Annotated in this window: 19 protein-coding genes; 2 read left to right on the top strand and 17 right to left on the bottom strand. The window is 70.3% G+C overall.

All coding sequences use genetic code 11. The annotated features are described in order from the left end of the window. Positions 1-12: 12 nt before the first annotated feature. The 6 genes from ACIBP6_RS38005 to ACIBP6_RS37980 are packed head-to-tail and all read right to left on the bottom strand — an operon-like array spanning position 13 to position 6,837. A complete protein-coding gene (locus ACIBP6_RS38005; RefSeq protein ID WP_397058877.1) occupies positions 13-1,407 on the bottom strand; it encodes an NAD(P)/FAD-dependent oxidoreductase in 1,395 nt (464 codons plus the stop codon). A 39-nt stretch (positions 1,408-1,446) separates the two neighbouring features. After that, positions 1,447-2,235 carry an ABC transporter permease gene (locus tag ACIBP6_RS38000; protein ID WP_397058876.1) on the bottom strand — a complete coding sequence of 263 codons (789 nt, stop codon included), beginning with the start codon at positions 2,233-2,235 and terminating at the stop codon, positions 1,447-1,449. After that, positions 2,232-3,083, bottom strand: a complete 852-nt coding sequence (locus tag ACIBP6_RS37995; RefSeq protein ID WP_111182287.1) for an ABC transporter permease — start codon at positions 3,081-3,083, stop codon at positions 2,232-2,234. Before ACIBP6_RS37995 ends, ACIBP6_RS38000 begins: the two co-directional genes overlap by 4 nt. Before the next feature lie 2 nt (positions 3,084-3,085). Then, complete coding sequence (locus ACIBP6_RS37990) at positions 3,086-4,288, bottom strand: spermidine/putrescine ABC transporter substrate-binding protein (RefSeq protein ID WP_397058874.1); 1,203 nt, start codon at positions 4,286-4,288, stop codon at positions 3,086-3,088. 21 nt (positions 4,289-4,309) lie between these two features. After that, positions 4,310-5,386, bottom strand: coding sequence for an ABC transporter ATP-binding protein (locus ACIBP6_RS37985; protein WP_397058872.1), 1,077 nt, complete (start codon positions 5,384-5,386; stop codon positions 4,310-4,312). A 17-nt stretch (positions 5,387-5,403) separates the two neighbouring features. Beyond that, positions 5,404-6,837, bottom strand: coding sequence for a gamma-aminobutyraldehyde dehydrogenase (locus tag ACIBP6_RS37980; RefSeq protein ID WP_397058871.1), 1,434 nt, complete (start codon positions 6,835-6,837; stop codon positions 5,404-5,406). A 256-nt stretch (positions 6,838-7,093) separates the two neighbouring features. On the opposite strand from ACIBP6_RS37980, the gene ACIBP6_RS37975 reads away from it, so the two are divergent. Beyond that, positions 7,094-7,585, top strand: coding sequence for an Lrp/AsnC family transcriptional regulator (locus ACIBP6_RS37975; RefSeq protein ID WP_397058870.1), 492 nt, complete (start codon positions 7,094-7,096; stop codon positions 7,583-7,585). On the opposite strand, the gene ACIBP6_RS37970 is transcribed toward ACIBP6_RS37975, so the two are convergent. Genes ACIBP6_RS37970 through speB form a run of 3 tightly spaced genes read right to left on the bottom strand, consistent with a single transcriptional unit; the run spans position 7,582 to position 10,708 of the window. Beyond that, positions 7,582-8,226 (bottom strand): cyclase family protein, encoded by a 645-nt coding sequence (locus ACIBP6_RS37970; RefSeq protein ID WP_397058868.1) that lies wholly within the window; start codon positions 8,224-8,226, stop codon positions 7,582-7,584. The two genes, ACIBP6_RS37975 and ACIBP6_RS37970, sit on opposite strands and share 4 nt — an antisense overlap. Beyond that, positions 8,226-9,755 carry a purine-cytosine permease family protein gene (locus tag ACIBP6_RS37965; protein ID WP_397058867.1) on the bottom strand — a complete coding sequence of 510 codons (1,530 nt, stop codon included), beginning with the start codon at positions 9,753-9,755 and terminating at the stop codon, positions 8,226-8,228. Before ACIBP6_RS37965 ends, ACIBP6_RS37970 begins: the two co-directional genes overlap by 1 nt. Beyond that, a complete protein-coding gene (speB, locus tag ACIBP6_RS37960) occupies positions 9,752-10,708 on the bottom strand; it encodes an agmatinase (protein ID WP_397058865.1) in 957 nt (318 codons plus the stop codon). The genes ACIBP6_RS37965 and speB overlap by 4 nt, the downstream gene beginning before the upstream one ends. A gap of 42 nt (positions 10,709-10,750) precedes the next feature. On the opposite strand from speB, the gene ACIBP6_RS37955 reads away from it, so the two are divergent. Next, a complete protein-coding gene (locus ACIBP6_RS37955) occupies positions 10,751-12,439 on the top strand; it encodes a PucR family transcriptional regulator (RefSeq protein WP_397058863.1) in 1,689 nt (562 codons plus the stop codon). Positions 12,440-13,320: 881 nt separating this feature from the next. Here the strand turns inward: ACIBP6_RS37955 and ACIBP6_RS37950 are convergent. Genes ACIBP6_RS37950 through ACIBP6_RS37915 form a run of 8 tightly spaced genes read right to left on the bottom strand, consistent with a single transcriptional unit; the run spans position 13,321 to position 23,338 of the window. After that, positions 13,321-16,038 (bottom strand): glycoside hydrolase family 38 N-terminal domain-containing protein, encoded by a 2,718-nt coding sequence (locus tag ACIBP6_RS37950; protein ID WP_397058861.1) that lies wholly within the window; start codon positions 16,036-16,038, stop codon positions 13,321-13,323. Beyond that, positions 16,035-17,114 carry a Gfo/Idh/MocA family protein gene (locus tag ACIBP6_RS37945; protein ID WP_397058859.1) on the bottom strand — a complete coding sequence of 360 codons (1,080 nt, stop codon included), beginning with the start codon at positions 17,112-17,114 and terminating at the stop codon, positions 16,035-16,037. The genes ACIBP6_RS37950 and ACIBP6_RS37945 overlap by 4 nt, the downstream gene beginning before the upstream one ends. Beyond that, positions 17,111-17,998, bottom strand: a complete 888-nt coding sequence (locus tag ACIBP6_RS37940; RefSeq protein WP_397058857.1) for a TIM barrel protein — start codon at positions 17,996-17,998, stop codon at positions 17,111-17,113. Before ACIBP6_RS37940 ends, ACIBP6_RS37945 begins: the two co-directional genes overlap by 4 nt. Further along, complete coding sequence (locus tag ACIBP6_RS37935) at positions 17,989-19,167, bottom strand: CehA/McbA family metallohydrolase (RefSeq protein ID WP_397058855.1); 1,179 nt, start codon at positions 19,165-19,167, stop codon at positions 17,989-17,991. The genes ACIBP6_RS37940 and ACIBP6_RS37935 overlap by 10 nt, the downstream gene beginning before the upstream one ends. Beyond that, positions 19,164-20,228 (bottom strand): ABC transporter ATP-binding protein, encoded by a 1,065-nt coding sequence (locus tag ACIBP6_RS37930; protein ID WP_397058853.1) that lies wholly within the window; start codon positions 20,226-20,228, stop codon positions 19,164-19,166. Before ACIBP6_RS37930 ends, ACIBP6_RS37935 begins: the two co-directional genes overlap by 4 nt. Next, positions 20,228-21,046, bottom strand: a complete 819-nt coding sequence (locus ACIBP6_RS37925; protein WP_132613254.1) for a carbohydrate ABC transporter permease — start codon at positions 21,044-21,046, stop codon at positions 20,228-20,230. The genes ACIBP6_RS37930 and ACIBP6_RS37925 overlap by 1 nt, the downstream gene beginning before the upstream one ends. Next, entirely contained in the window at positions 21,043-21,975 is a 933-nt protein-coding gene (locus tag ACIBP6_RS37920) for a carbohydrate ABC transporter permease (RefSeq protein WP_397058851.1), read from the bottom strand. Before ACIBP6_RS37920 ends, ACIBP6_RS37925 begins: the two co-directional genes overlap by 4 nt. Further along, the gene (locus ACIBP6_RS37915; protein ID WP_397058849.1) at positions 21,947-23,338 is read right to left on the bottom strand and encodes an extracellular solute-binding protein; all 1,392 of its coding nucleotides are present in this window, start codon (positions 23,336-23,338) and stop codon (positions 21,947-21,949) included. The genes ACIBP6_RS37920 and ACIBP6_RS37915 overlap by 29 nt, the downstream gene beginning before the upstream one ends. Positions 23,339-23,402: the final 64 nt, after the last annotated feature.

The raw sequence follows: 23,402 nt of genomic DNA, 5'->3' as shown, positions 1-23,402 counted from the left end.
AGCCCAGCCGAACTACGTGTCGAAGCCCAGCCCCATCCGGTCGAGCGCGCGCAGCCACAGGTTGCGCCTGCCCTGGTGCTGGTCGGCCTGGGCGATCGACCAGCGGGTGAACTGGATCACCCCGGAGCGCACCGGCTCGGGCGGGAACGGGATCGGCTTCTCCTTCACCATGCGCAGCTCGGTGCGTTCGGTGCGCTCGCCGGCCAGCAGGTCGAGCATGACGTTCGCACCGAAGCGGGTGGCACCGACGCCCATGCCGGTGTAGCCGAGGGCGTAGGCGAGCCGGCCGCCGTGCGCCCGGCCGTAGAAGGCGCTGAAGCGGCTGCAGGTGTCGATCACGCCGCCCCAGCGGTGGGTGAAACGCACGCCGTCGAGCTGCGGGAAGGTGTCGTAGAAGTGCTCCGCCAGCCTGACGAACGTCTCGTCGCGCTGGTCGTACTCCGGTTTGACCAGGCCGCCGTTGTAGTAGACGGCGTCGTAGCCGCCCCACAGGATGCGGTTGTCGTCGGTCAGCCGGTAGTAGTGGAACTGGTTGCCCGAGTCGCCCACGCCCTGCCGGTTGCGCCAGCCCACGGAGGCGAGCCGGTCGGCGGTCAGCGGTTCGGTCATCAGCGCGTAGTCGTACACGGGGACGACGTAGTGCTTGAGCCGGCGCAGCAGCGGCGGGAAGACCCCGGTGCCCAGCGCCACACGGCGGGCGGCCACCGAGCCGTGCGGCGTCCCCAGCGTGAGCAGCGTGCCGTCGTCGTGCAGCGCGCGGACCGGGCTGCGCTCGTGGACGCGTACGCCGAGGCGCAGGCACGCCTCCCGCAGCCCCCACGCCAGCCGCGCCGGATCCAACATGGCGCAGCCGCTGCGCTCCCAGAGCCCGCCGAGGTAGGTCGGCGAGTCGACCTCGGCCCGCACCTGCTCGCGGTCCAGCGGCAGGTAGTCGAGCCCCAGCTCGGAGATGACGTCGTGGTGCTCGCCCAGCGCGTCCACCTGCCAGGGCTCGGTGGCGACGTGCAGCTCGCCGGTCCGCTCGAACGAGCAGTCGATCCCGTAGCGCTCCAGCGTGCGCTCGATCTCGTCGAGGTTCGCCACGCCCATGCGTTCCAGCCGGTCGATCTCGTCCGGCCACCGCTCCAGGCCGTTGGCCAGGCCGTGGGTGAGGGTCGCCATGCAGAACCCGCCGTTGCGGCCGGTGGCCGCCCAGCCGATCCTGCGTCCTTCGAGCAGGACGACGTCCAGCGAGGGGTCGCGTTCCTTGGCCATCAGGGCCGTCCACAGCCCCGAGAACCCGCCCCCCACCACGACCAGGTCGGCGGCGGTCCGTCCGGTGAGCCGCTCCCGCGGCTCGGGTCTGGCCGGGCTGTCCAGCCAGTACGGCTTGCGCTCCGCGTCAGCCAGCGCCTTCAGCGGATCCACACATCCCACTTCCCTACGAGAGTTCGGTGACGAGAATGCTCAGGCGCGGCGGCGGGCCGCGACCGCGTTGGCGATCGCGATCAGCACGCCGATGCCGAAGATCAACGTACCCATGACGTTGACCTGCGGCGGGATGCCCGTCTTGACGGCGCCGACGATCCACAGCGGGAACGTCACGGTAGAGCCGTTGACGAAGCTCGTCACCACGTAGTCGTCGATCGACAGCGCGAACGACAACATGGCCCCCGCCAGCACACCCGGCAGGATCGACGGCAGCGTCACCTGCCGGAACGTGCCCCACGCCGACGCGCCGAGGTCCCTGGCGGCCTCCTCCATCGACGGATCCAGGCCGACGACCCGCGCCCGCACCGTGACGACCACGAACGACAGCGAGAACAGCACGTGGGCGACGATGATCGTGTTCGCGTCGCGCGGCACGTTGCCCGAGACGAACAGCGACAGCAGCGAGGCGCCCATGACCAGCTCGGGCGTGGAGATCGCGGCGAAGACCAGAAAATTCGTCGCGCCGCTGCCGCGGAAGCGGTGGCGGCCGAGCGCGAGGCCCAGCATGGTGCCGATGACGACCGTGATCACGGTGCTGACCAGGGCGATCACCAGCGAGTTGCGCAGCGCCACGGTCAGGTCGGAGACGTCGAAGAGCTCGGCGTACCAGCGCAGGGTGAAGCCCTGCCAGGTGGTGTTGGACTTGCTCTGCTTGTCGTTGAAGCCGAACAGGATCATCACGGCGATCGGCGACGACAGCCAGGCGATGATGAGCCAGGTGTAGGCGTGCAGCAGCCGGTCGCCGAGCCGACCGCGGGTCCTCATCGGGCCGCCGCCTCGAGCACGTTCTCCGTACCGAGCGCCTTGGCGTAGACGAAGATGCCGACCAGCAGGATCGCCATCAGCGTGAACGACAGCGCCGAGGCAGTCGGATAGTCGAGGTTCGTCAGGTACTCGGTCTGGATGATGTTGCCGATCATCGTGTTCGACGTGCCCCCGAGGATCTGCGCGTTGACCGGGTCGGCCGTGGCCGGCACGAACGTCATCAGCACCCCGGCGAACACCCCCGGCAGCGACAGGGGCAGCACCACCCGCCGGAAGGCCGCCGCCCGGGTCGCGTACAGGTCCTGCGCCGCCTCCACCACCCGCGGGTCCACCCGCTCCAGCGCCACGTAGATCGGCAGGATCATGAACGGCAGGAAGTTGTACGTCAGCCCGCCCACCACCGCGAACGTCGTGGCCAGCACGTGGAAGCCCTCGGGCAGCAGCCCCCAGTCCTTCAGCGTGCCGAACAGGATGCCGTTGTCGGCCAGCAGGAAGTTCCACGAGATCGTCCGCAGCACGAACGACACGAAGAACGGCAGCAGCAGCAGGAACAGGTACATCGACTTGCGCCGGCCGCCCCTGAAGGCGATCCAGTACGCGACCGGGTAGCCGATCAGCAGCATGGCCACGGTGGCGAGCCCGCCGTACAGCAGGGAGCGCAGCAGCTGGGTGCTGTACGTGCTCAGCGCGTCGCCGTAGTTGGAGAAGCTGAACGTCATGGCGAAGCCGTCGATCGCGTTCCCGGTCTGCAGCGACACCGACGCCATCGCGGCCATGGGCACGACCAGGAAGATCGCCAGCCACATCCAGCCCGGCAGCGCGAGCAGGTAGGGGGTCAGCCGCCTCATCGTCACGCCTGGGTGATCGACTGGAAGATCGGGTTGAACACCTGCTCCTGCTGGGTGGTGAGCGGGGTGTAGCTGCGCAGCTTGGCGTAGTCGGCGTCGCTGGGGAACATGAGCGGGCTGTTCACCATGTCGTCGAGGGTCTGCTTCTCCTCGCCCTTGGCCTGCTCCGCCTTCTCCCGCAGCAGGTCCTGCACGGCGGGGACCGGGGTGACGTACTGGATGAACTCGTCCAGCTCGGCGGCGATGGCCGGCTGGTAGAGGTAGTCCATCAACATGAGCGCGTCGAGCGGGTTGGCGGCGCCCTTGGGGATGAGCATGTTGTCGGTCCAGATCGTGCCGCCCTCGGCCGGGACCACGAACTTGACGGGCTCGCCGGCGAGCTGCCGCTGGAACACGTCGCCGGACCACGCCATGCTCAGCCAGATGTCGCCCTTCGACACGGCGTCGATATACGACTGATCATAATATTTCCGTACAATTCCGGCATCGCGTTGCGCCTTCAGCTTCTCCCCGGCCTTCTGCCAGTCCGCCTCACTCGACTTCTCCGGGTCGATGCCGAGAGCGATCATGCCGAAATTGGCGATCTCCTGAGCGTCGGCCATCATGCCGACCCGCCCTTTGTACTTCTGATCGAACAACGCCTCGATACTGGTGATGTCGTCTTTGACGTAATCGGTGTTGTACGCGATCCCGGTCACGCCGGAGGTGTAGGGCACCGTGTACGTGTTTCCGGGGTCGTAGGCGCGTTCCTTGTACTTCTGCCCGGCGTTGGCCTGGAAGTTCGGCAGCTTGGAGTGGTCGAGCGCCACCGCGTAGCCGAGGTCGATCATGTGCTGGAGCTGGATGCCGTTCGTCATGACGACGATGTCGTAGCCCAGTGACTGCCCGGCGCGCAGCACGGGGTCGGCCTTGCCGAAGAACTCCGCGTTCTCCTGGATGACCTCCTTGTACTCGTACGCGATGCCGGTGTCGGCCTTGAACTTCTCCAGCGGCCCCTTGTCCTCGGGCATGTACTCGGGCCAGTTGGCGAAGACGACCTTGCCGTTCTTCTTCTGCTTGGCCCAGAAGTCGGCCACGGCGTCGGCCTTCGGCGGCGCCGCCTTCTGTCCCTGCACGCCGCAGGCGGCCAGGGCGAGCCCGGCGGCGGAGGCGCCGGCGAGCCTGAAGACGTCACGACGGGTGCGGGGCTGCGTCATTCCACGCATGAAGGGGTTCATGGAGTGCTCTCAACTTCCAATCACGTACGAATGCTGCGCCTGCCAGGAAAGCCAGACGGAGTCGCCCCGCTCCGCCGTGGCCGTCGCGTCGTGCGCGTTCTGCTCGAACACCGTGATGACCGTCCCGTCGGCCCCGTCGGCGAGATTCACGGCGTAGCTGTTGTAGGTGCCCAGGTAGACGACCTCGGCCACGGTGCCGCGCACGCCGCTCAGCTCCGGAGCGGGCTCCTCCGTGCCGATGGTGATCTTCTCCGGCCGTACGGTGACCGTCACGTCGCCGTCGTGGCCCGGCACGAGCACCCGGCCGCCACCGACCTTCAGGACGCCGCCGGCCACGGCGCCCGTGAGCAGGTTGGAGGTGCCGATGAACCCGGCCACGAACGCCGTGGCGGGGCGCTCGTAGATCTCACGCGGGTCGGCCAGCTGCTCGACCAGCCCGTCGTTCATGACGGCGATCCGGTCGCTCATGGTCAGCGCCTCGCCCTGGTCGTGCGTGACGTACACGAACGTGATGCCGACCTCGCGCTGGATGCGCTTGAGCTCGATCTGCATGGCCTGGCGCAGCTTCAGGTCGAGCGCGCCGAGCGGCTCGTCCAGCAGCAGCGCGCGCGGCCGGTTGACCAGGGCCCTGGCCAGCGCCACGCGCTGCTGCTGGCCGCCGGACATCTCGCGCGGCCGGCGCTTCTCCCTGCCGGTGAGGTCGACGATCTCCAGCATCTCGCCGACCCGCCGCCTGATCTCGTCGGCCGGGGTCCTCTTCTGCTTGAGCCCGAAGGCCACGTTGTCCCAGACGCTCATGTGCGGGAAGAGCGCGTAGGACTGGAAGACCATGTTGACGTCACGTCTGTTCGGCGGGACGTTCGTGACGTCCTGGCCGTGCAGCTTGACCAGCCCCTTCGTGGGCTGCTCGAAGCCGGCGACCATGCGCATCGTCGTGGTCTTGCCGCAACCGGACGGGCCGAGGAGGGAGAAGAACTCCCCCTCGGCGATGTCCAGCGTCACACCCTTGACCGCCTGGACGACCTCGCCATGCGAGAGATACTCCTTGACGACGTCCTCAAGCTCAATCGCACTCAGCCCGGTCATTCCAGGATTCGTCCTTGCTATTCGCCGATGTAGTGCATGACGTGCTTGACCCTGGTGTAGTCATGCAGACCGAACACCGACAGGTCCTTGCCGTACCCGGAGTGCTTGAAGCCGCCGTGCGGCATCTCCGAGACGAACGGGATGTGCGTGTTGACCCAGACCACCCCGAAGTCGAGCCGGTTCGACACACGCATGGCGCGGCCGTGGTCGGAGGTCCACACCGAGCTCGCCAGGCCGTAGCGCACGTCGTTGGCCTTGGCGATCGCGTCGGCCTCGTCGGTGAACGTCTGGACGGTGATCACGGGGCCGAAGACCTCGTTCTGCACCATCTCGTCGTCCTGGCGCAGCCCGTCGACGACGGTCGGGGCGAAGAAGTAGCCCTTGTCGCCGACGCGGTGGCCGCCGGTGAGCACCTTGGCGTGCGCGGGCGCCCGCTCGATGAAGCCCTGGACGCGGGCCAGCTGGTTCTCGTTGTTGAGCGGGCCGTAGAGGGCGTCCTCGTTGTCCAGGCCGCCGGTGACGGTGCCCGCGGCGGCCTCGGTGAGGGCGGCCACGAACGCGTCGTGCGCGCTCTCCTGGACCAGCACACGGCAGGCGGCCGTGCAGTCCTGGCCGGCGTTGTAGAGACCGGCGACGGCGATGTCGGCGGCGGCCCTGCGCAGGTCCTTCACGTCGTCGAACACCACGACCGGCGCCTTGCCGCCGAGCTCCAGGTGCACCCGCTTGAGGTCGTCGGCGGCGCTCCTGGCCACCGACATGCCCGCGCCGACCGAGCCGGTGATGGCCACCATCGCGGCCGTCGGGTGGCTCACGACCAGGGCGCCGGTCTCGCGGTCGCCGGTGACGACGTTGAAGACGCCCGCGGGCAGCACCTCGCCGAGGATCTCGGCCATCTTGAGGGTGGAGACCGGGGTGGTGTCGGAGGGCTTGAGCACGATCGTGTTGCCGGCCGCGAGCGCCGGGGCGATCTTCCAGACCGCCATCATCATCGGGTAGTTCCACGGCGTGACCTGGCCCACGACGCCGATCGGCTCGTGCCGGATGACGCTGGTGTGGTCGGCCATGAACTCGCCGGCCGTCGGGCCCTCCAGCGTGCGCGCGGCGCCGGCGAAGAACCGGAAGTGGTCGGCGGCGATCGGGGTCTCGTCCTCGGCCATGCGGGCGCGGGGCTTGCCGGTGTTGAGGCACTCGGCCTCGTTGATCTCGTCGGCCCGCGCGTCGATCGCGTCGGCGACCTTGAGCAACAGGTTGGCCCGCTCACCAGGAGTGGTCCGGCCCCACGACTCGAACGCGGCGGCCGCGGCGGCGAAAGCGGCGTCGACGTCCTCGGGACCCGAGACGGGAGCCTGGATGTACGGCTCGCCCGTGCACGGATCGACGATGTCGGAGAATTTCCCGCTCTTCGCGTCAACGAACTCGCCGTTGATGTAGTTCTGCAGACGGGTGGTCATTCGCCCTCCTTTGTCGGTCGTATGACCATGGTGCGATGTCCAGGGATGACCTCGGCGAGCTCGATCACTCGCGAGGCGGGCCGAGATGCCGCGACTCTTACAGAGCGAATGCATCTCGACAAGGGATTTCGTGGTGAAGATATCAAATTGCTACGAATTCGCTTGACAGTACGCCAAGAACTGACAACATGTCGCACCAGGACGGCAACCTCACCGGAACGCCGCCGTAACGCCGGACGGTCAGGGAAGGATCGGGATGACGACGCCGCCCCGTGTACGACGCAACGGCCCAGCCTCCGGCCCGGTGGTTCTCGACGACCTGTCCAAGCAGATCATCGAACAGCTCCAGATCGACGGGCGCATGCCGTACGCGGCGATCGGGAAGGCCGTCGGGCTGTCGGAGGCCGCGGTGCGCCAGCGGGTTCAGCGGCTGCAGGACGCCGGTGTCATGCAGATCGTCGCCGTCACCGACCCCCTCACGCTCGGCTTCCCGCGCCAGGCCATGATCGGCGTCAACTGCGAGGGCGACCTGGAGGCGGTGGCCGACGAGCTGGCGGCCATCGAGGAGATCGACTACGTGGTGCTCACTGCGGGCTCCTTCGACGTGATCGTGGAAGTGGTCTGCGAGGGCGACAGCCACCTGCTGGAGATCCTCAGCAAGATCCGCGCCATCCCGTCCGTACGGGCCACGGAGTCGTTCGTGTACCTGAAGCTGCGCAAGCAGACGTACTCCTGGGGCACCCGCTAGCCCACTCTCGCGACGGCCCGCACGGGCGCGCCGTCGGCCCCCGGCAGGCGCAGCGGCAACAACGACACCTCGATCGGCAGGCCGCGGGCCTGGGCGTCGAGGAGGCGGTCGAGACCGGTCAGGTTCTCGGCGATGACGGCGTGGGCGCCGCACAACACCCGGTGGGCGGGGAAGTCGTCGGCGGGCGTGGGATCCACGCTCAGCGCGTCGATCCCGACCGTCCGCACCCCCGCCTGCACCAGCAGCCGCGCCGCCTCCTCCGTCAGGTACGGGTGCGCCGTGTAGCGCTCGCTCCCCCAGCAGGCCGACCAGCCGGTGGCGACCAGCACGATCACCCCTGCCCGGACGACCCGCGCGAAGGGCTCCGCCCCGATCGGCGAGCGCGGCGGCAGGCCCCGAGCGTCCACCATGACGGCCGGGCCCCAGAAGCGCTCCAGCGGCAGCTCGTCCAGCGCGGGCAGCGCGTCGTCCACGTGGTACGGCGCGTCCACGTGGGTGCCTGACTGGGAGCCCAGGTGCAGGCGGAGCACGTTGACGCCGTCGTCCGCCACCGTCAGCGCGGGCCCGACCGAGACCTGCGGGTCGCCCGGGTAGACGGGCATCCCGGTCTCGATCGGGACCGACAGGTCGACGAACTCCATCAGATCGCCGGCTCGGCCGCGGTGGTCGTCGTGGTCGCGTCCACGATCGGCAGCACCGGGGTGTCGGCCGCGCGTACCAGGCGCGGCCCTTCGGGGCCGTAGACCTCGCGCGGCTCAGGGAAGACGGCGAGCAGCACCAGGTAGAGCACGGCGGCGGCGCCCAGGCCGACCGGGAGCGAGATGTCGATACCGCTCGCCAGCTCACCCAGCGGGCCGACGAACTGCCCCGGCAGGTTGACGAACGTCAGCGCCAGCGCGGCCGAGACCAGCCAGGCGGAAAGTCCCCGCCAGTTCCAGCCGTGGGCGAACCAGTAGCGGCCGCCGCGCTGGCGGCGGTTGAACACCTGCAACGCCTCGGGGTCGTACCAGCCGCGGCGCGTCACGTAGCCGAGCATCATGATCACCATCCAGGGCGCCGTACACGTGATGATCAGTGTGGCAAAGGTGGAGATGCTCTGGGTGAGGTTGGCGGCGAAGCGGCCGACGAAGATGAACACGATCGACAGCGTGCCGATGAACACCGTGGCCCGCACCCGCGAGAACCGGGGGAAGACGCTGGAGAAGTCGAGGCCGGTGCCGTAGAGGGAGGTCGTGCCGGTGGACATGCCGCCGATCAGCGCGATGAGGCAGACGGGCACGAAGTACCAGCCGGGCGAGATCGCCAGCAGGCCGCCGACGTAGTTGGGCGCGGCCGGGTCGACGTACTCGGCGGCCTTCGCCGCGATGATCGACGCGGTGCTCAGACCGAAGAAGAACGGCAGGAACGTGGCGATCTGCGACAGGAACGCGGCGGCCATCACCCGCCGGCGCGGCGTGTCCGCCGGGATGTAACGGGACCAGTCGCCCAGGAACGCGCCGAACGACACCGGGTTCGACAGCACGATCAGGGCCGCGCCGATGAACGACGGCCAGAACAGCGCGTCGCCGGCCGCGAGCGTGCCCGGATACGACGGGTCGAAGTCGCCGGCGAAGGCGAACACCCCGAGGACGAACAGCAGCGACGCCGCCGCGACCGCGATCTTGTTGACGAACAGCATGAACCGGAAGCCGTACACGCACACGACGAGCACGAGAACCGCGAAGATCCCGTACGCGACGGCGTACGACAGGTCGGTGTCCGGCAGGCCGACGAACCGGTGGGCGCCGCCCACCAGCGCGTCGCCCGACGACCACACCGAGATCGAGAAGAACGCGATCGCCGTCAGCAGCGACAGGAACGAGCCGACGATCCGCCCGTGCACGCCCAGGTGCGCCGAGGAGGAGACGGCGTTGTTGGTGCCGTTCAACGGGCCGAACAGCGACAGCGGCGCCAGGATCAGCGACCCCACCACCAGACCGAGCACGGTCGCGGCCAGGCCGTGCCAGAACGACAACCCGAACAGGATGGGGAAGGCCCCCAGGACGCAGGTGGCGAACGTGTTGGCGCCGCCGAACGCCACCCGGAACAGGTCGAAGGGGCGCGCGGTGCGCTCGGCGTCGGGGATGCGCTCGACGCCGAACGTCTCGATCTCGGTGATGGCCCCGCTCATGTCGCCTCTTCCTCCTGGATCGCGAGCAGGCTGACGAGGTCGTACGCCACGTGGGAGGCGGCGATGGAGGTGATCTCGGCGTGGTCGTAAGCCGGGGCGACCTCCACCACGTCCGCTCCGATCAGGCGGCAGCCGGCCAGGCCGCGCAGGATCTCCAGCAACTCCCTGCTGGTGAGCCCGCCGGCCTCCGGGGTGCCGGTGCCGGGGGCGTGCGCCGGGTCGAGCACGTCGATGTCGACCGAGATGTACACCGGACGGTTGCCGACCCGCTGGCGCAGCTGGTCGATGACCTCGTCCAGGCCGCGGCGCAGCACGTCGGCCGCGGTCACGATTCCGAACCCGATCCGCCGGTCGTCCTCCAGGTCCTTCTTGCCGTACAGGGAGCCGCGGGTGCCGACGTGGCTGAGCGCCTCGGTGTCGAGCAGGCCCTCCTCGGCGGCCCGGCGGAACGGCGTGCCGTGCGTGTACTCGGCGCCGAAGTAGGTGTCCCAGGTGTCGAGGTGGGCGTCGAAGTGCACGAGCGCGACCGGCCCGTACTTCTTGGCCGCCGACCGCAGCAGCGGCAGGGCGATCGTGTGGTCGCCCCCGATGGTGACCAGGCGCGCGTCGATCGCGTCGGCCCCGGCCTCGACGGTCTCGATGGCCTCCTCGATGTGGAACGGGTTGACCGCGATGTCACCGGCGTCGGCCACCTGCACCCGCTCGAACGGCGACAGGTCGAGGCCCGGATGGTAGGGCCGCAGCAGCCGGGACGCCTCCCGCACCGCGGAAGGGCCGAACCGGGCGCCGGGCCGGTAGGACACTCCCGTGTCGAACGGCACGCCCACGACCGCCACGTGGGCGCGTTCGACCTGGTCGAGGCGGGGCAACCGGGCGAACGTGGCCGGGCCGGCGAAACGGGGAACCTTGGAGGAATCGACAGGGCCTTGGTGCATGCGCACAGTGTTCGTCATGCCTCTGACCTGCGGCAATTGTAGTAGTCACGAAGTAATACGGTGTGTGTTGTGGCTGACCACAAGCTGACCGTCGAAGATCTCCTGCGTTCTCCCGCGCTGCAGCTGCGCCTGCTGGCGGGCGAGTCCGGGCTGTCGCGCTCGGTCTCATGGGCGCACGTGAGCGAGCTGGACGACCCGACGCCCTGGCTGCTCGGCGCCGAGGTCATCATGACGACCGGCCTCGGCGTCCCGCGTACGGCGGCCAGGCAACGCGCCTACCTGGAGCGGCTCGACGACGCCGGGGTGTCGGCGCTGGCCCTGTCGGCCCAGCTGCACGTGCCGCCGCTGCACCCGGCGTTCTTCGCGGCGGCCGAGGAGCGGGGCATGCCGGTGCTGGAGGTGCCGCTGGCGGTGCCGTTCATCGCGATCTCGCAGGAGGTCGCCGCCGCGCTGCAGGAGGACGCCAGCCACCGGCTGGGCGCGCAACTGCAGGTGTTCGGGGCGCTGCACTGGCTGGCCTCCGAAGACCTCGACACGCCCACGCTGTTCAAACGCCTGGAACGCCTGTCCGGCTACGACGTCTACCTGTCCACCAGGGGCGGGCGCCCGCTCCTGCCGGGTGTCCCGGTGCCGCCGCGCGACGTCCTGCCCGACCAGCCCGACGCCCCGCCGACCATCCCCGGCGGGTTCGTCCTGCCCGTGTCGGCGCCCGGCGGGCCGGCGGGTTACCTGGTGGCGTTCGAGCGCGAAGGCGCGCGGCCCGCCGGGCTGGCCGTCGTGCAGCACATCGCCACGGTGGCGGCGTTGCAGGTGGCCATGGCCCGGCACGCGCGCGAGACGCTGCGCCGCGAGGGCGCCGAAACCCTGGCCGAGCTGCTCCAGGACATCCTCGACCCACCGGCGGCCCGCCGCCGCCTGGCCCGCCTCGGCCTGCCGATGGACTCCGACGCGGTGCTGCTCGTCGTACGCGGCGTCGACGACGACGTCCTGCGCCGCGCCCTGGACGACGTCCCCCACCTCATGCTCCGCCGCGGCGACGACCACTACGTGCTCGGCCCCACCACCGCCACCCCCAAGACACCCAGCCCCGCCAAGACCACCACCACAGACTCCGGAAAGACCGCCACCACAAGCCCACCCACAAACTTCGCACAAAGCGCCACCGCGAAGCTCGGGGATACCGCCACCACAAACCCAGGGAAAACCGCCACCACAAGCCCTGAGACGCCCGACCCCAAACACCTTGCTCGAACCGCAAACCCCGGGGACACCGCCACCGCGAGCATCGGGGAGGCCGTGGCCGCCTTGCCGGGGGTGGCCACGGGGGCGAGCCGCCCGTTCCCGCCGGGCGAGTCGCTCCGCGTGGCCCAGCGGGAAGCCGTCTGGGCCGCCTCACACGCCGCCGAATCGGGCCGCCCGCTCGTCCACTACGGCGAGGACACCACGGGCCGCTGGCTCCCCGACGACCCCGCGACCCTGGCCGCCCTGGTGGACCACGTACTGGGCGCCGCTCTCGCGTACGACGAGGCCCACGACTCACGCCTGCTCATGTCCGTACGCATCTGGATGGAACGCAACCGCCAGTCAGAGGAGGCGGCGGCCGCGCTCCACATCCACCCCAACACCCTGGCCTACCGCCTGCGCCGCTTCGCCGCCCTCACCGGCCGCGACCTCTCCTCGACCGCCGCCTTCGCCGAAGTCTGGCTCGCCATCCGCGCCGCCCGCCAACTCGGCCTCCTCACCCCATAGCCGATCAGCCGAAGAGCTCGTCCGCCGACTCGACCCGAATCGCCCGAAGCAACCAGGCATCCCAGAGGGCTGGATCTGGCAGCTCATCACCCGTTCCCGCGGCCCCTCGGAGACCGGGACACCCCGCCCCTCCAAGACCTTCAACACGGACTTCGCGTGGCCTTCGGCATGGAGTCTCTCGGCGTATTCGCCCTGGTACGGGTAAGTCACATGGCCATCCGCCGGTCCCATTCTCGCTGTGCGTTGCCTTCCGGTGACAGAGTGATGTATCGAGCGCACCTCCAGGCGACGTTTCGATCGATGGCGTTCAACGCCCGTTCCACCGCGTCGACGACGGCCGGAAACTGCGGGTGATCGCTCTTCGTGATGGTCGAGATGACGGCCAGGCCGATGTTGTCCACGGCCTCGGCCACATCGGTGATGACGGGGGGTGTTGCCATCGTGGATGACCAAGGGCGTGAGCGTCAGCCCCGGCTGGCCGGTTTCGATGGTCTGCTCGGCCCAGCGGGCGACCCGGCGGTTCGGGCAGATGACGACGAGGCAGGCCGGGCATTTCTCGCGGACCCGGAAATCGGCGATGCATTCCAGCCACGCATACAGCTTGTCGTCATCGGGACGGCGCTGCGTCTCGACGATGACGCCGAACTTCTCCTCCGCCTTCCCGTACAGGATGGCGCCATCGGCCCGGCACACGCCCGGGTCCACCTCCGACAGGTCGGGCGAGGCGAGACGCGCCTCGCCCGACTGCGGAATCGGCAGGTCGAACAGGGACCGCAGCATGTCTCTCGTGTGCCCGAGATCCAAGGTGACGATCTTGTTCAGGCCCTCATGCCGGGACGTGATCATACAGCGAATATCACTACATGATTTCGGTTGATTACTCAGCGTTGACGAAACTGCACGGTCGCGATCTCCCACGGGACCAGGGGCAACCGGAGCGTGCCGTCAGCGACGGGTACGGCGTCGCCCGGGCGGCCGCGTAGGTCGGCGTGACGGGCTTCGAGCAGGTCGCCCGAGATGACGGCCTCGGTGGCGGACGGGGTGAGGGCGACCACGCGGAGCTCCGACCAGCCGTCGCGGTCGCGCAGGGACGTCATCACCACGCCGTCGCCCGTCACCGACAGGCCGGCGGCGGGCTCGGGCAGAGCCAGGGAACGCGTCCCCGTGCCCGGGACCACGAGCAGGTCGTGGCGGAACGCCTCCGCGTGCGGGAGCACCTCCTGCCACGACTCCGCGTACGGCATGAGCGCCAGGCGCACCGAGCGGAACCCGCGGGACTGCGCTGCCGGGGTCGGCAGCTGGGGTCCGGCGGGCTCGGGGCGCAGGGCGTTGCGGTTGCGCGAGAGGTAGCCGACCGAGCGGAGCAGCGTGAGCGCCAGCTCCCCGCCGGTCAGCTCGTACTCGGTGACGTGCTCCAGCAGCGCGGCCACACCACCGGCGGCCACCCACGAGGAGGCCGGGAAGGTGGGCAGCGGGGTCTCGCCGCAGCCGCCCTCCGAGGTCGAGCCGCGCCGGACGACCGCGAACTGCCCCTCCGCGTACGACTCCGACGCCTGTGTGGGCAGCGGCACGTGGAAGCGCACCCGGTGGTCGGCGCTGCGGTTGTCGAACTCGACGTGCAGCCGGACGAACGGCTCACCGGCGCGCAGCTCCACCCGGGTGACGACGACGGTCTCCTCCACACGGTCCGACCGCGAGGCGGCGGGCAGCTCGGGCGCGCCCTCGATCCCGTCACCGCCGGCCGGCCACCGGTACGTGCGCCGCACGTCCACCGCCGCCACCAGCGGCCCCGAGCAGATCAGCTCGGTCTCGACGGACTCGGGCTCGAAGACGACCAGGTCGTCCAGCGGGGGCGCGTAGTTGTAGGTGTCGCCCACGTCGCCGCCGTCGACGATGCGGCCCGCGCCCGTGACGGTCGTGCCGTCGCGGGCCACCAGGGTGAGCGTGCCGTCGGGGGCGACGGCGACCCGGAGCAGGCCGTTGTCCAGCACCTCCGCGTCGCCGCGCACCGGGGCGGGCTCGTCGGAGGCGCGCCAGCAGGACGCGTGGTGTTCGCCGTCGGCGGCGCCGCCGTACGCCTGCGGGTGGGGGGCCGGGCGGAGGCCGGTGTGGCCGAGGGGCGGCGCCTCCACCAGGGCGGCCACCGTACGGCGGGGCTCGGCGAGGATGCGGACGCGCGTCACGCCGTCGAGCGCGCCGCGCAGGTCGTCCACGTCGAACACGATCGGCGTCTCGCGCGCCACCGTGAACGTCAGCGTGCCGTCCTCGACCGACCAGGACGTGATGTGCTGGCCGTACAGCTCGGTGCCGTGGACGAAGGTGAGCGCCGTGGCCGGGTCCATCTCCTCGTCGAGCAGCAGCGTGGCGGCGTGCTCCAGGGGCTGCACGGGGATCGGCCGGCCGGCGGGGTCCACGAGGGGGTCGGCGCCGGCGACGTCCACGATCACGATCCCGCGGCGCGGGGCGGGCGTCGGGTTGACGACGAGCACGCCGTCGGACGGCACGCGCTGCGCCAGCCACGCGGTCACCATGTCGCGCACGGCCTGCCCGAGCTGCTCGGCCTCGGCGATGCGGGCGGCGACCTGCTGGGCGGTGTCGTCGACGCCGCAGCCGGTCACGGAGTCGTGCCCGCTGGCGTCCACCAGCCGCCACCACGCCATGTCGAGGAAGCGGCCCGGCCAGTCGCCGCCCCAGAGGGCGGCCAGCGGCTCGGCGTAGCGCTCGACCATCCGCTCGGCGCGGCCCATGGCCTGCTTCACATGCGGGCGGATCGAGATGACGCCGGGCAGGATGTTGGCGCGGGCATGGGAGCGCAGCTCGCCCTCGACACGCGGCAGGCCGTCCACATCACCGGGATAAGCACCGATATATCCGGACAGGGTGTCCATGCGTGCGCCGATCGCCGCCACCATCTCGGGCAACCCGCGCACGGGGGCGGAGTGGTCGGTGCCGTACATCGCGAGCAGCGACCCCTCGGGCCCGTGCCATCGGCGCATGGTCTCGACGAACGTGGTGGCCCGCCCCTCCAGGCCCTCGGAGTCGGAGAACAGGTGGGCGCCGTTGCCGTAGCCGCCCGCCGGGAGGTACTGGGTGCGCAGCGCCGTGCCGTCGGGCGCCACCCAGGCGAAGGCGTCGGTGACGACCGAGGACGGCACCCCGCGGTAGACGCAGGCGTGCAGCAGACCGGCCTTGCGCAGGATCTGCGGCATCTGAGCGGCGTGGCCGAACATGTCGGGCAGGTAGCCGACCGGCATGGCCCCGCCCAGCTTGTCCGCGCGGGACATGCCGAGCTCCAGGTTGCGGACGATGTTCTCGCCGGAGCAGAGGAACTCGTCCAGCAGGATCTGCCACGGCCCGACCGCGAGGCGCCCTGACTCGACGAGCGCGGCGATGCGGTCGCGGTTCTCCGGACGTACCTCCAGGTAGTCGTCCACGCAGGCGAGCTGGCCGTCGAGGGTGAAGTGGTAGGCGGGCTCGCGTTCCATGGTGTCGAGCACCTCGTCCAGCAGGGCCACCAGGCGCAGCCGGAAACGCTGGAACGGCTCGTACCACTCGCGGTCCCAGTGCGTGTGCGGGACGACGACGATCTCCGAGCTCACGCGGACTCCCCTCCGATGGGCAGATCGTGCTGAACGGCATAACGGGCGGCGATGCGCTGGGCCGTCACGATGTCCTCCAGCGCGCCGGCCGCCTCCGTGAGCGGCGGCTTGCTCTCGTTCACGTAAGCATGGAAGGCGGCCAGCTGCACCTCGAACGCCTCGGTAACGTCGCGGTACTCCGTGCGGCTCTCGCTACCGGAGACCACGGTGAGGACGGTGGGGGCGTTCATCAGGTACGGGGCCGGGAAGACCAGCTCCAGCGTGCCCTTGTCGTGGTGGATGGCCACGGTCTCGCGGTAGGCCGGGTAGTCCTCCAGGTAGTGCCAGCGGATGGAGAACCGGCCGCGGACGGGCAGCGGCCCGGAGATCTCGACGGACCCGGGCGCGTCCCCCCAAGTCTCAACGTACGAAATTTCCTGCGGAGATCCGGTAAAGCGCCTCATAAGCGACAAATCGTGGCAAATCGAGCCGAGCGCCACGCCGTACACCTTCCTGACCGGCTCCGGCGCCGACTCCCCCAGCGCCCGCGACACCAGCTCCCCCTCGTCCGCGCGCAGCGAGGCCAGCAGCCCGGCGTCCACGTCGCGCGCCTGCGTCAGGTTCGCGAACGCCAGCTGCGACTCCCCGCTCGGATGCAGCACGGTCACCTCGACCGACCGGATCACCGCGGGCCCGCCCAGCTCGGCCAGCAACTCCTCGGCCCGCCGCACCGCGGGGTCGTACTGCTTCATGTAACCGACCATCAGCCGCCCCTCGGGCAGCTCCGCCACCTCCGCCCGGGTCAGGGCGAGCGGCTTCTCGCACAGTACGGCGTAACCGCCGGCGAGGGCCCGGCGCACGGTCTCGCCGTGGGAGCCGGAGGCGAGCACGACGACGGCCTCGAAACCGCCCTCGTCGAGCATCTCCCCCACCGAGGTGTGGCGCCGCGCCGCCCCCAGCCGGTCGCCCACGGCGTCGGCGAGGGTGCGCGACAGGTCGCAGACGGCGACGACCTCGAACAGGTCGCGCCGCCGCGACAACAAGGGCACGTAGACCGCCTGCGTGACGGCCCCGCACCCGACAAGCGCGATTCTCAAAGTCCCAGATCCTTCAGCATCCGGCGGTTGGCGGCCTGGTCGGCGATGTTCTGGGCGACGGTGCGTCGCCCCGGCAGAGTGTCCTGCTCGACGATGACCCAGCCCGAGTAGTCGATCTCGTCGAGCGCCCGGACCACGGCGGGCAGGTCCAGCTCGCCCTCGCCGAGCGGGGCGAAGCCGCCCCGGCCCATCAGCTCGCGCAGGTCCACGCCCTCGGCCAGGGCCTGGGCGAGGATCTTCGTGTCGCCGTCCTTGACGTGCACGTGCCCGATCCGCCCGGCCCACGCGCGCAGCGCGGTCACCGGGTCTCCCCCGGCCAGCAGCAGGTGTCCGGTGTCGAGGCAGAGCTGCACGTCGGTCAGCTCCAGCAGGCGCTCGACCTCGTCGGGCGTCTCGACGTACGTGCCCAGGTGGTGGTGGAAGACGGGCTCGAACCCGCGCGCGCGGCACCGGTCGACGGCCTCCTGGACGCGGGCGGCGTACCCGGGCCACTCGGAGGCGGGCAGGCCGGGAGCGTTCCCGCCGGGACGGGCGAAGCGCTCCGGCACGCCCGACTCGCCGAGCGTGGGGCGCGGCGGGAGCGGCCCGACCGGCGCGGCGGCGAAGACGTCGAGCGTGGCGTCGAGGGCGGGCAGCCCGCGACGGAACTCCTCGGCGTCGCTGTAGCGCAGGTCGGCCCAGCCACCGGCCAGCCACAGACCGCCCAGGCGTTCGGCCAGGTCGTCGGGGCTGCCCAGGTAGCCGACGGGGCCCAGGTCGATGCCCTCGTAGCCGGCCTCGGTCAGGGCGCGCACCATCTCGTCGGCGGTCAGCGGCGGCGGAGCGTCGCTCAGCTCGAACACGCCGAAACTCACGGGCGCGTTGGCGACTTTCCTCACGCGCATAGGGCGATCACCTCGTTCTCGTAGGTTTCCAACCGGTGCGGTCCTTCGATGGTGCGCAGCAGCACCCGTTCGCCGCGGACGACCTGCCGGGTGCCGTCGGGGCGTACCAGGACCAGACCGTCGGCGTCGAGGGCGAGCAGTTCGTCGCCCAGCCGCAGCAGCAGCGGCGCGTCGGGGCCCGCCGAGACGGCGGTGCGCCCGGCGCGTACGCCGTCCAGCACCCCGCCCGCGTCCTCGGCCAGCACCCACGTCGTGGGCGCGCCGGGCAGCCCGTCGGAGCCCTCGCGGTGGAAGTCGCTGCCGCCGATGGCGATCACGTCGTCGCGCCAGGCGTCGGCCCAGGCCAGCGGGGCGCCCCAGCGGCGGTCCCACCAGCCGGAGTGCCACACCTCGGCGACGCGGGGCCGGCGGGTCACCGGCTGCAGCCAGGCGCAGTCGCCGCCGAGCGGGTGGTTGATCGAGATGATCCCGCCCGCGCGTTCGGCGTGCTCGACCCAGGAGTCGACCGGCTGACGGAAGTCGACCCAGCCGACGTCGCCGAAGACGTTCGCGTGGCCGCGGTCGGTGGTGACCTCCTGGCCGGGGACGAGGGTGATCTCCCGGTCGACCTTGCCCAGCCAGGGATGGTGGCTCACGGTGTTGTGGTCGGTGACGGCCAGGAAGTCCAGCCCGCGCCCGTGGGCCAGCTCGGCCAGCTCGGCGATGGTGAGCGTGCCGTCGCTGTGCAGGGTGTGGGCGTGGAAGTCGCCGGCGTACCAGCGCAGGCCGTCGACGTCGGGGATGTCGCGCCGGGGCGGGCGCTCGCCGTGCGGTGGCTCCGCGGCGACCGGCTCGCGCGGCACGGTGGTCTCGAACGTCACGTCGAGCGTGTAGTCGAGGCCCTGCGGCGGGATGCGGTGCAGCCGCAGCCACACCTGCCAGGTGCCGGTCTCGGGCGCGCCGGGCAGGTAGCCGGGCGTCGCCCAGTCCTCCGTGATCGTGTACTCGTCGCGCGCGCCGCCCGACCAGCCGCGGAATCCGCGGGGCGAGCCGCACCCGAGGTCGATCACACCCTGCGACCGGTCGTACGACAGCCGCACGGTGACCGCCGCCGTGCCCGCGGGCACCTCGAACGGCACCTCCCGCAGCATCCGCTCCAGCCGGTCGTCCAGCGTCCAGCGGCCTTTCACACCAGCTCTCCGTCCCGGTAGACGAGGGCCCGGTCGCGCCGGGGCAGGGCGTAGCCGTCGTCGCCGACCGCGGGCTCGCTGCCCTCGGGGACGACGGCCTGCACGATCACGTCGCCGACGTCGAGGGTCACCAGGTGGGACGCGCCGAGATTCTCCACGATGGCCACCTTCCCGCCGAACGCGCCGTCAGCGGGCTGCCCCGAGTACGTCATGTACTCGGGTCGCACGCCGTACACGATCGCGGTCCCGTCGGGGACGCGCCCCTCTGCCGAGACCGGGACCGGGATCTTGCAGCCCGCCACCTCCAGGGTGTCACCGCGGGCGACGCCGTCGAGCAGGTTCATCGGCGTCGAGCCGATGAAGGAGGCGACGAACGTGTTGGCCGGCCGCTGGAACACCTCGGAGGGCGTGCCGATCTGCCGGATGTGCCCGGCCTCCATGACGGCCATGCGGTCGGCCATGGCGAGGGCCTCGGCCTGGTCGTGGGTGACGAAGACGGTGGTGACGCCCAGCTCGCGCTGGAGCTTCTTGAGGAAGGTCCGCGCCTCCAGCCGCAGCCGCGCGTCCAGGTTGGACAGCGGCTCGTCGAACAGGTACGCCTGCGCCTGCGTGGCCATCACCCGGGCGAGCGCGACGCGCTGCTGCTGGCCGCCGGAGAGCTGGCCGGGCCGCCGGTCCATGAGGTGGTCGAGGCCGAGCCGCGCGCCGACCTCGGCGGCCTTCTCCTGACGGGCGGCCTTGGCGACCTTCTTGATCCGCAGCGGATAGGCGATGTTGTCCGTGACGTCCATGTGCGGGAAGAGCGCGTAGTCCTGGAACACCATCGCCACGTCCCTGGCGCCCGGCTGCAGGCCGGTGACGTCCCGGTCGCCGATGACCACGGCGCCGCCGGTGGCGGTCTCCAGCCCCGCGATCGTGCGCAGCAGCGTGGTCTTCCCGCAGCCGGACGGCCCGAGCAGGGCGAAGAACTCGCCGTCGGGGATGGCCAGGTCGAGCGCGTCGAGCGCTTTCACCCCGCCGGGGTAGACCTTGGTCAGCCCCCGTAGTTCGATGGCGGCCATCAGCGCTTGATCCCTCCATGGAAGCGGAAGCCATACTTTTTGCTGACGAACAGGTACATGAGCACGACCGGGATCGAATAGAGCAGCCCGAACGTCGAGAGCATGCTGAGGTTGGCCTGCCCGCCCTCGGTGTACAGCGTGTACGTGATCACCGCCGCCGGCTGCTTCTCCACGTCGCTCAGCAACAGGTACGGCATGAGGAAGTTCCCCCACACGTTGGCCACGGCCCACACCGCGATGGTCGCCAGCCCAGGCCGCACGAGCGGCACGACCACGTGCCGGACGATCTGCAGCGGCGAGGCCCCGAAGACCCGCGCCGACTCCTCGTACGACTTCGGCGTGGAGTCCATGAAGTCCTTGAGCATGAAGATCGCCGCGGGCAGCAGGCCGCCGGTCAGGATGAGGATCAGGCCGAGCTGGGAGTCGATGAGGTTCAGCTCGACCGCGAGCTGGAAGAGCGGCACCATCGCCGCGGTCCCGGTGATGATGGACGACAGCAGCAGCAGCGCGTACAGCAGCGCGTCGCGCCCGGGCAGCCGCACCCGGCTCAGGGCGTAGGCGGCCAGCGCCGCCATGACGACGACCAGCACGGCGGAGCCGACCGACAGCACGACGGAGTTCCACAACGACGGCAGCGCGTACGGGTGCTCCAGAACCGCCCGGAAGTTGTCCAGCGTGAAGTCCGGCACCTTCACCTCGTACGTCGGGTCCGAGGTGAACGGCGCCGTCACCAGCCACAACAACGGGATGGTGAAGAACGCCAGCAGCACGGCGACCAGGGTGTAGAACCCGATCCGGCCCAACACGAAACGCGTCATTTCTTGCTCCGCAGCAGCCGCAGGTAGAACACCGCCACGACCAGGTTGATCAGCAGGATGACCGTGGAGACGGCGGCTCCGTGGCCCAGCTCACCCGCCTGCAGCGCGACCTTGTAGACGTGCACGGCCAGCACCTCGGACCTGCCGTCGGGGCCGCCCGCGGTGAGCAGGAACGGGCCGAAGTCGTTGAACGTCCACAGGCTGATCAGCAGCAGGTTCGTCAGGATGTGGCCCCTGATGTGCGGGAAGACGACGTCGCGCAGCTGCTGCCAGCTGGAGGCCCCGGCCAGGCGGGCGCTCTCCAGGTGGGAGGGCGGCACGTTGCCGAGCGCGGCGCCGTACAACATCATCGAGAAGGCGGTGCCGCGCCAGACGTTGAAGATGATGATCGACAACATCGGGTGGTCGAGGAGCCAGGCGAAGCCGGGGATGCCGAGCATCGCGTTGAGCGTGCCGCTGTCGCGGTCGAGCAGCGCCACCCACAGGAACGCCACGATCGCGCTCGGCAGGATCCAGGCCAGGATGACCAGGCCCTCGACCGCCCGCTTGAGCGTGCCGCGCCGATCGCGCATCAGCCAGGCGATGGTGAAGCCGAGCACGGCCTGCCCGATGACGGCCGAGCCGAGCACGAACTCGACGGTCAGCCAGGTCGAGTTCCAGAACGCGGGGGTGGTGACCGCTTCGATGAAGTTGTCCAGGCCGACGAACTGCGGCTCGGCGGCGGCGACGCCGGTGAGCCGGTAGTTGGTGAGCCCGAGATAGAGCACCCACAGGGCGGGGAAGACGAGGAAGACCGCGATCAGCAGCAGGGCGGGGGCCACGAAGACCGCGGCCCGCACCCGTCCGAGGCCCGCCGCGTCGGTGCTGTCGCCGCGGGCGGGCCCGTCTTCCCTGACGACCTCAGGGGGTGGTGATATTGCCTGCGCCACCGACGATTCCCTCAAGCTTCTTCTGGTAGTCGGCCGCCGCCTGGTCGGAGGCCGTGCCGCCGACGACCGCGGCGGTGGCCTCCTGCAGCGCCACCGACACCTGCGGGTAGACGGCGACCGGCGGCCGGTAGGCCGTCACCGGGAGCACCTTCTCCGAGATGTACGTCAGCAGCGGCTCCCCGGCGAGGATCTCCTTGTTGACGTCGGTGCGCGGGGTGATGCGCACGTTGCCGTCCTTGGTCTCCTCCTTCAGCGCCTCCGGCGAGAGCGTGAAGGCCAGCAGCTCGAAGGCCTCCTTCGGATGCTTGCTGTTGGGGTTGACGGTGCGCAGGGCGCCGCCCGACATGCTGACGAAGTCCTGGCCGCGGATGCCCTTGCCGGGCTCGATCGCGGGGATCATGGCGTACCCGACGGCCTGGTCGCGGTCGTCCATGGGGGCGACGCCGTCCTGGGGGTTGACCACGCCGCGCCAGAAGTAGTCGCCCTCCATCAGGATGCCGATCTTGCCCTCGGCGAACTGCTGGAACGACTTGTCGCGGCCCTTGGCCTCCTGCTGGAGCCTGGGGTCGCCGAGGCCGCCGCCGTAGATCTTCTGGTAGAGGCCGAGGGCGTCCTTGAGCGGCTGGGAGGCGCCGGTCCACTTGCCGTCCTGCTGCACCTCGCCGCCCGCGCCCGCGAGCAGCGGCAGCACGCCCTGCATGGAGGTGGCCTCGCCCATCGCGGTGCCGGCGTTGATCTGGATCGGCACGGGCACGCCGGACGACTTCAGCTTGGCGCCGGCGTCGAGGATCTCCTGCCAGCTGGTGGGCTGCCAGTCGGCGGCCAGGCCGGCCTTCTGGAAGAGCGTCTTGTTGAAGTACAGGACGCGGCCGTCGGTGCCGACGGGGAGCGCGTACTTCTTGTCGTTGAAGGCGGCCATCTGCTGCACGGCCTCGGGGATCTGCGCCCACCCGTCCCAGCTGTCGGCCTCGGGCCCGACGACCTCCGACAGCGGCTTGATGTAGCCGGCCTCGGCGAACTCGCCGGCCCAGATGCCGTCGATGTCGATCACGTCCGCACCCTTGCCCGACTTGAGGTCGAGCGAGAGCTTTGTCTTGTACTGTTCGTCGTCGACGCCGCTGGGGACGAACTTGACCGTGACGTTCTTGCCCTTGGCCTTCTGCGCCGCCTCGAACTGGGGAATCACCCAGTCGGCGATGTGCTCGGCCGTGTTCGCGTTCTTCCCGCCCTGGATGGAGTTCTGGGTGATGGTGAGTTCGATGGCGTCACCTTCCCCGCCGGATGACTGCCCGCAGGCGGCGAGCCCCAGACCGGCCGCGGTGATGACCGCGACCACACCCATCGACCGTTTCCGCAATGCCATGCAAACCCTCCGACGCGTCTGGAAAGGGAGGCGGCCAGTGGCCAATATGTCATGACATCTAGAT

It is taken from the genome of Nonomuraea terrae (assembly GCF_044465245.1).
In the GTDB taxonomy this organism is placed as follows: Bacteria; Actinomycetota; Actinomycetes; order Streptosporangiales; family Streptosporangiaceae; genus Nonomuraea; species Nonomuraea terrae.
The sequence above is the reverse complement of the archived record's forward strand: the minus strand, read 5'-3'. Positions and strand labels throughout refer to the sequence as shown.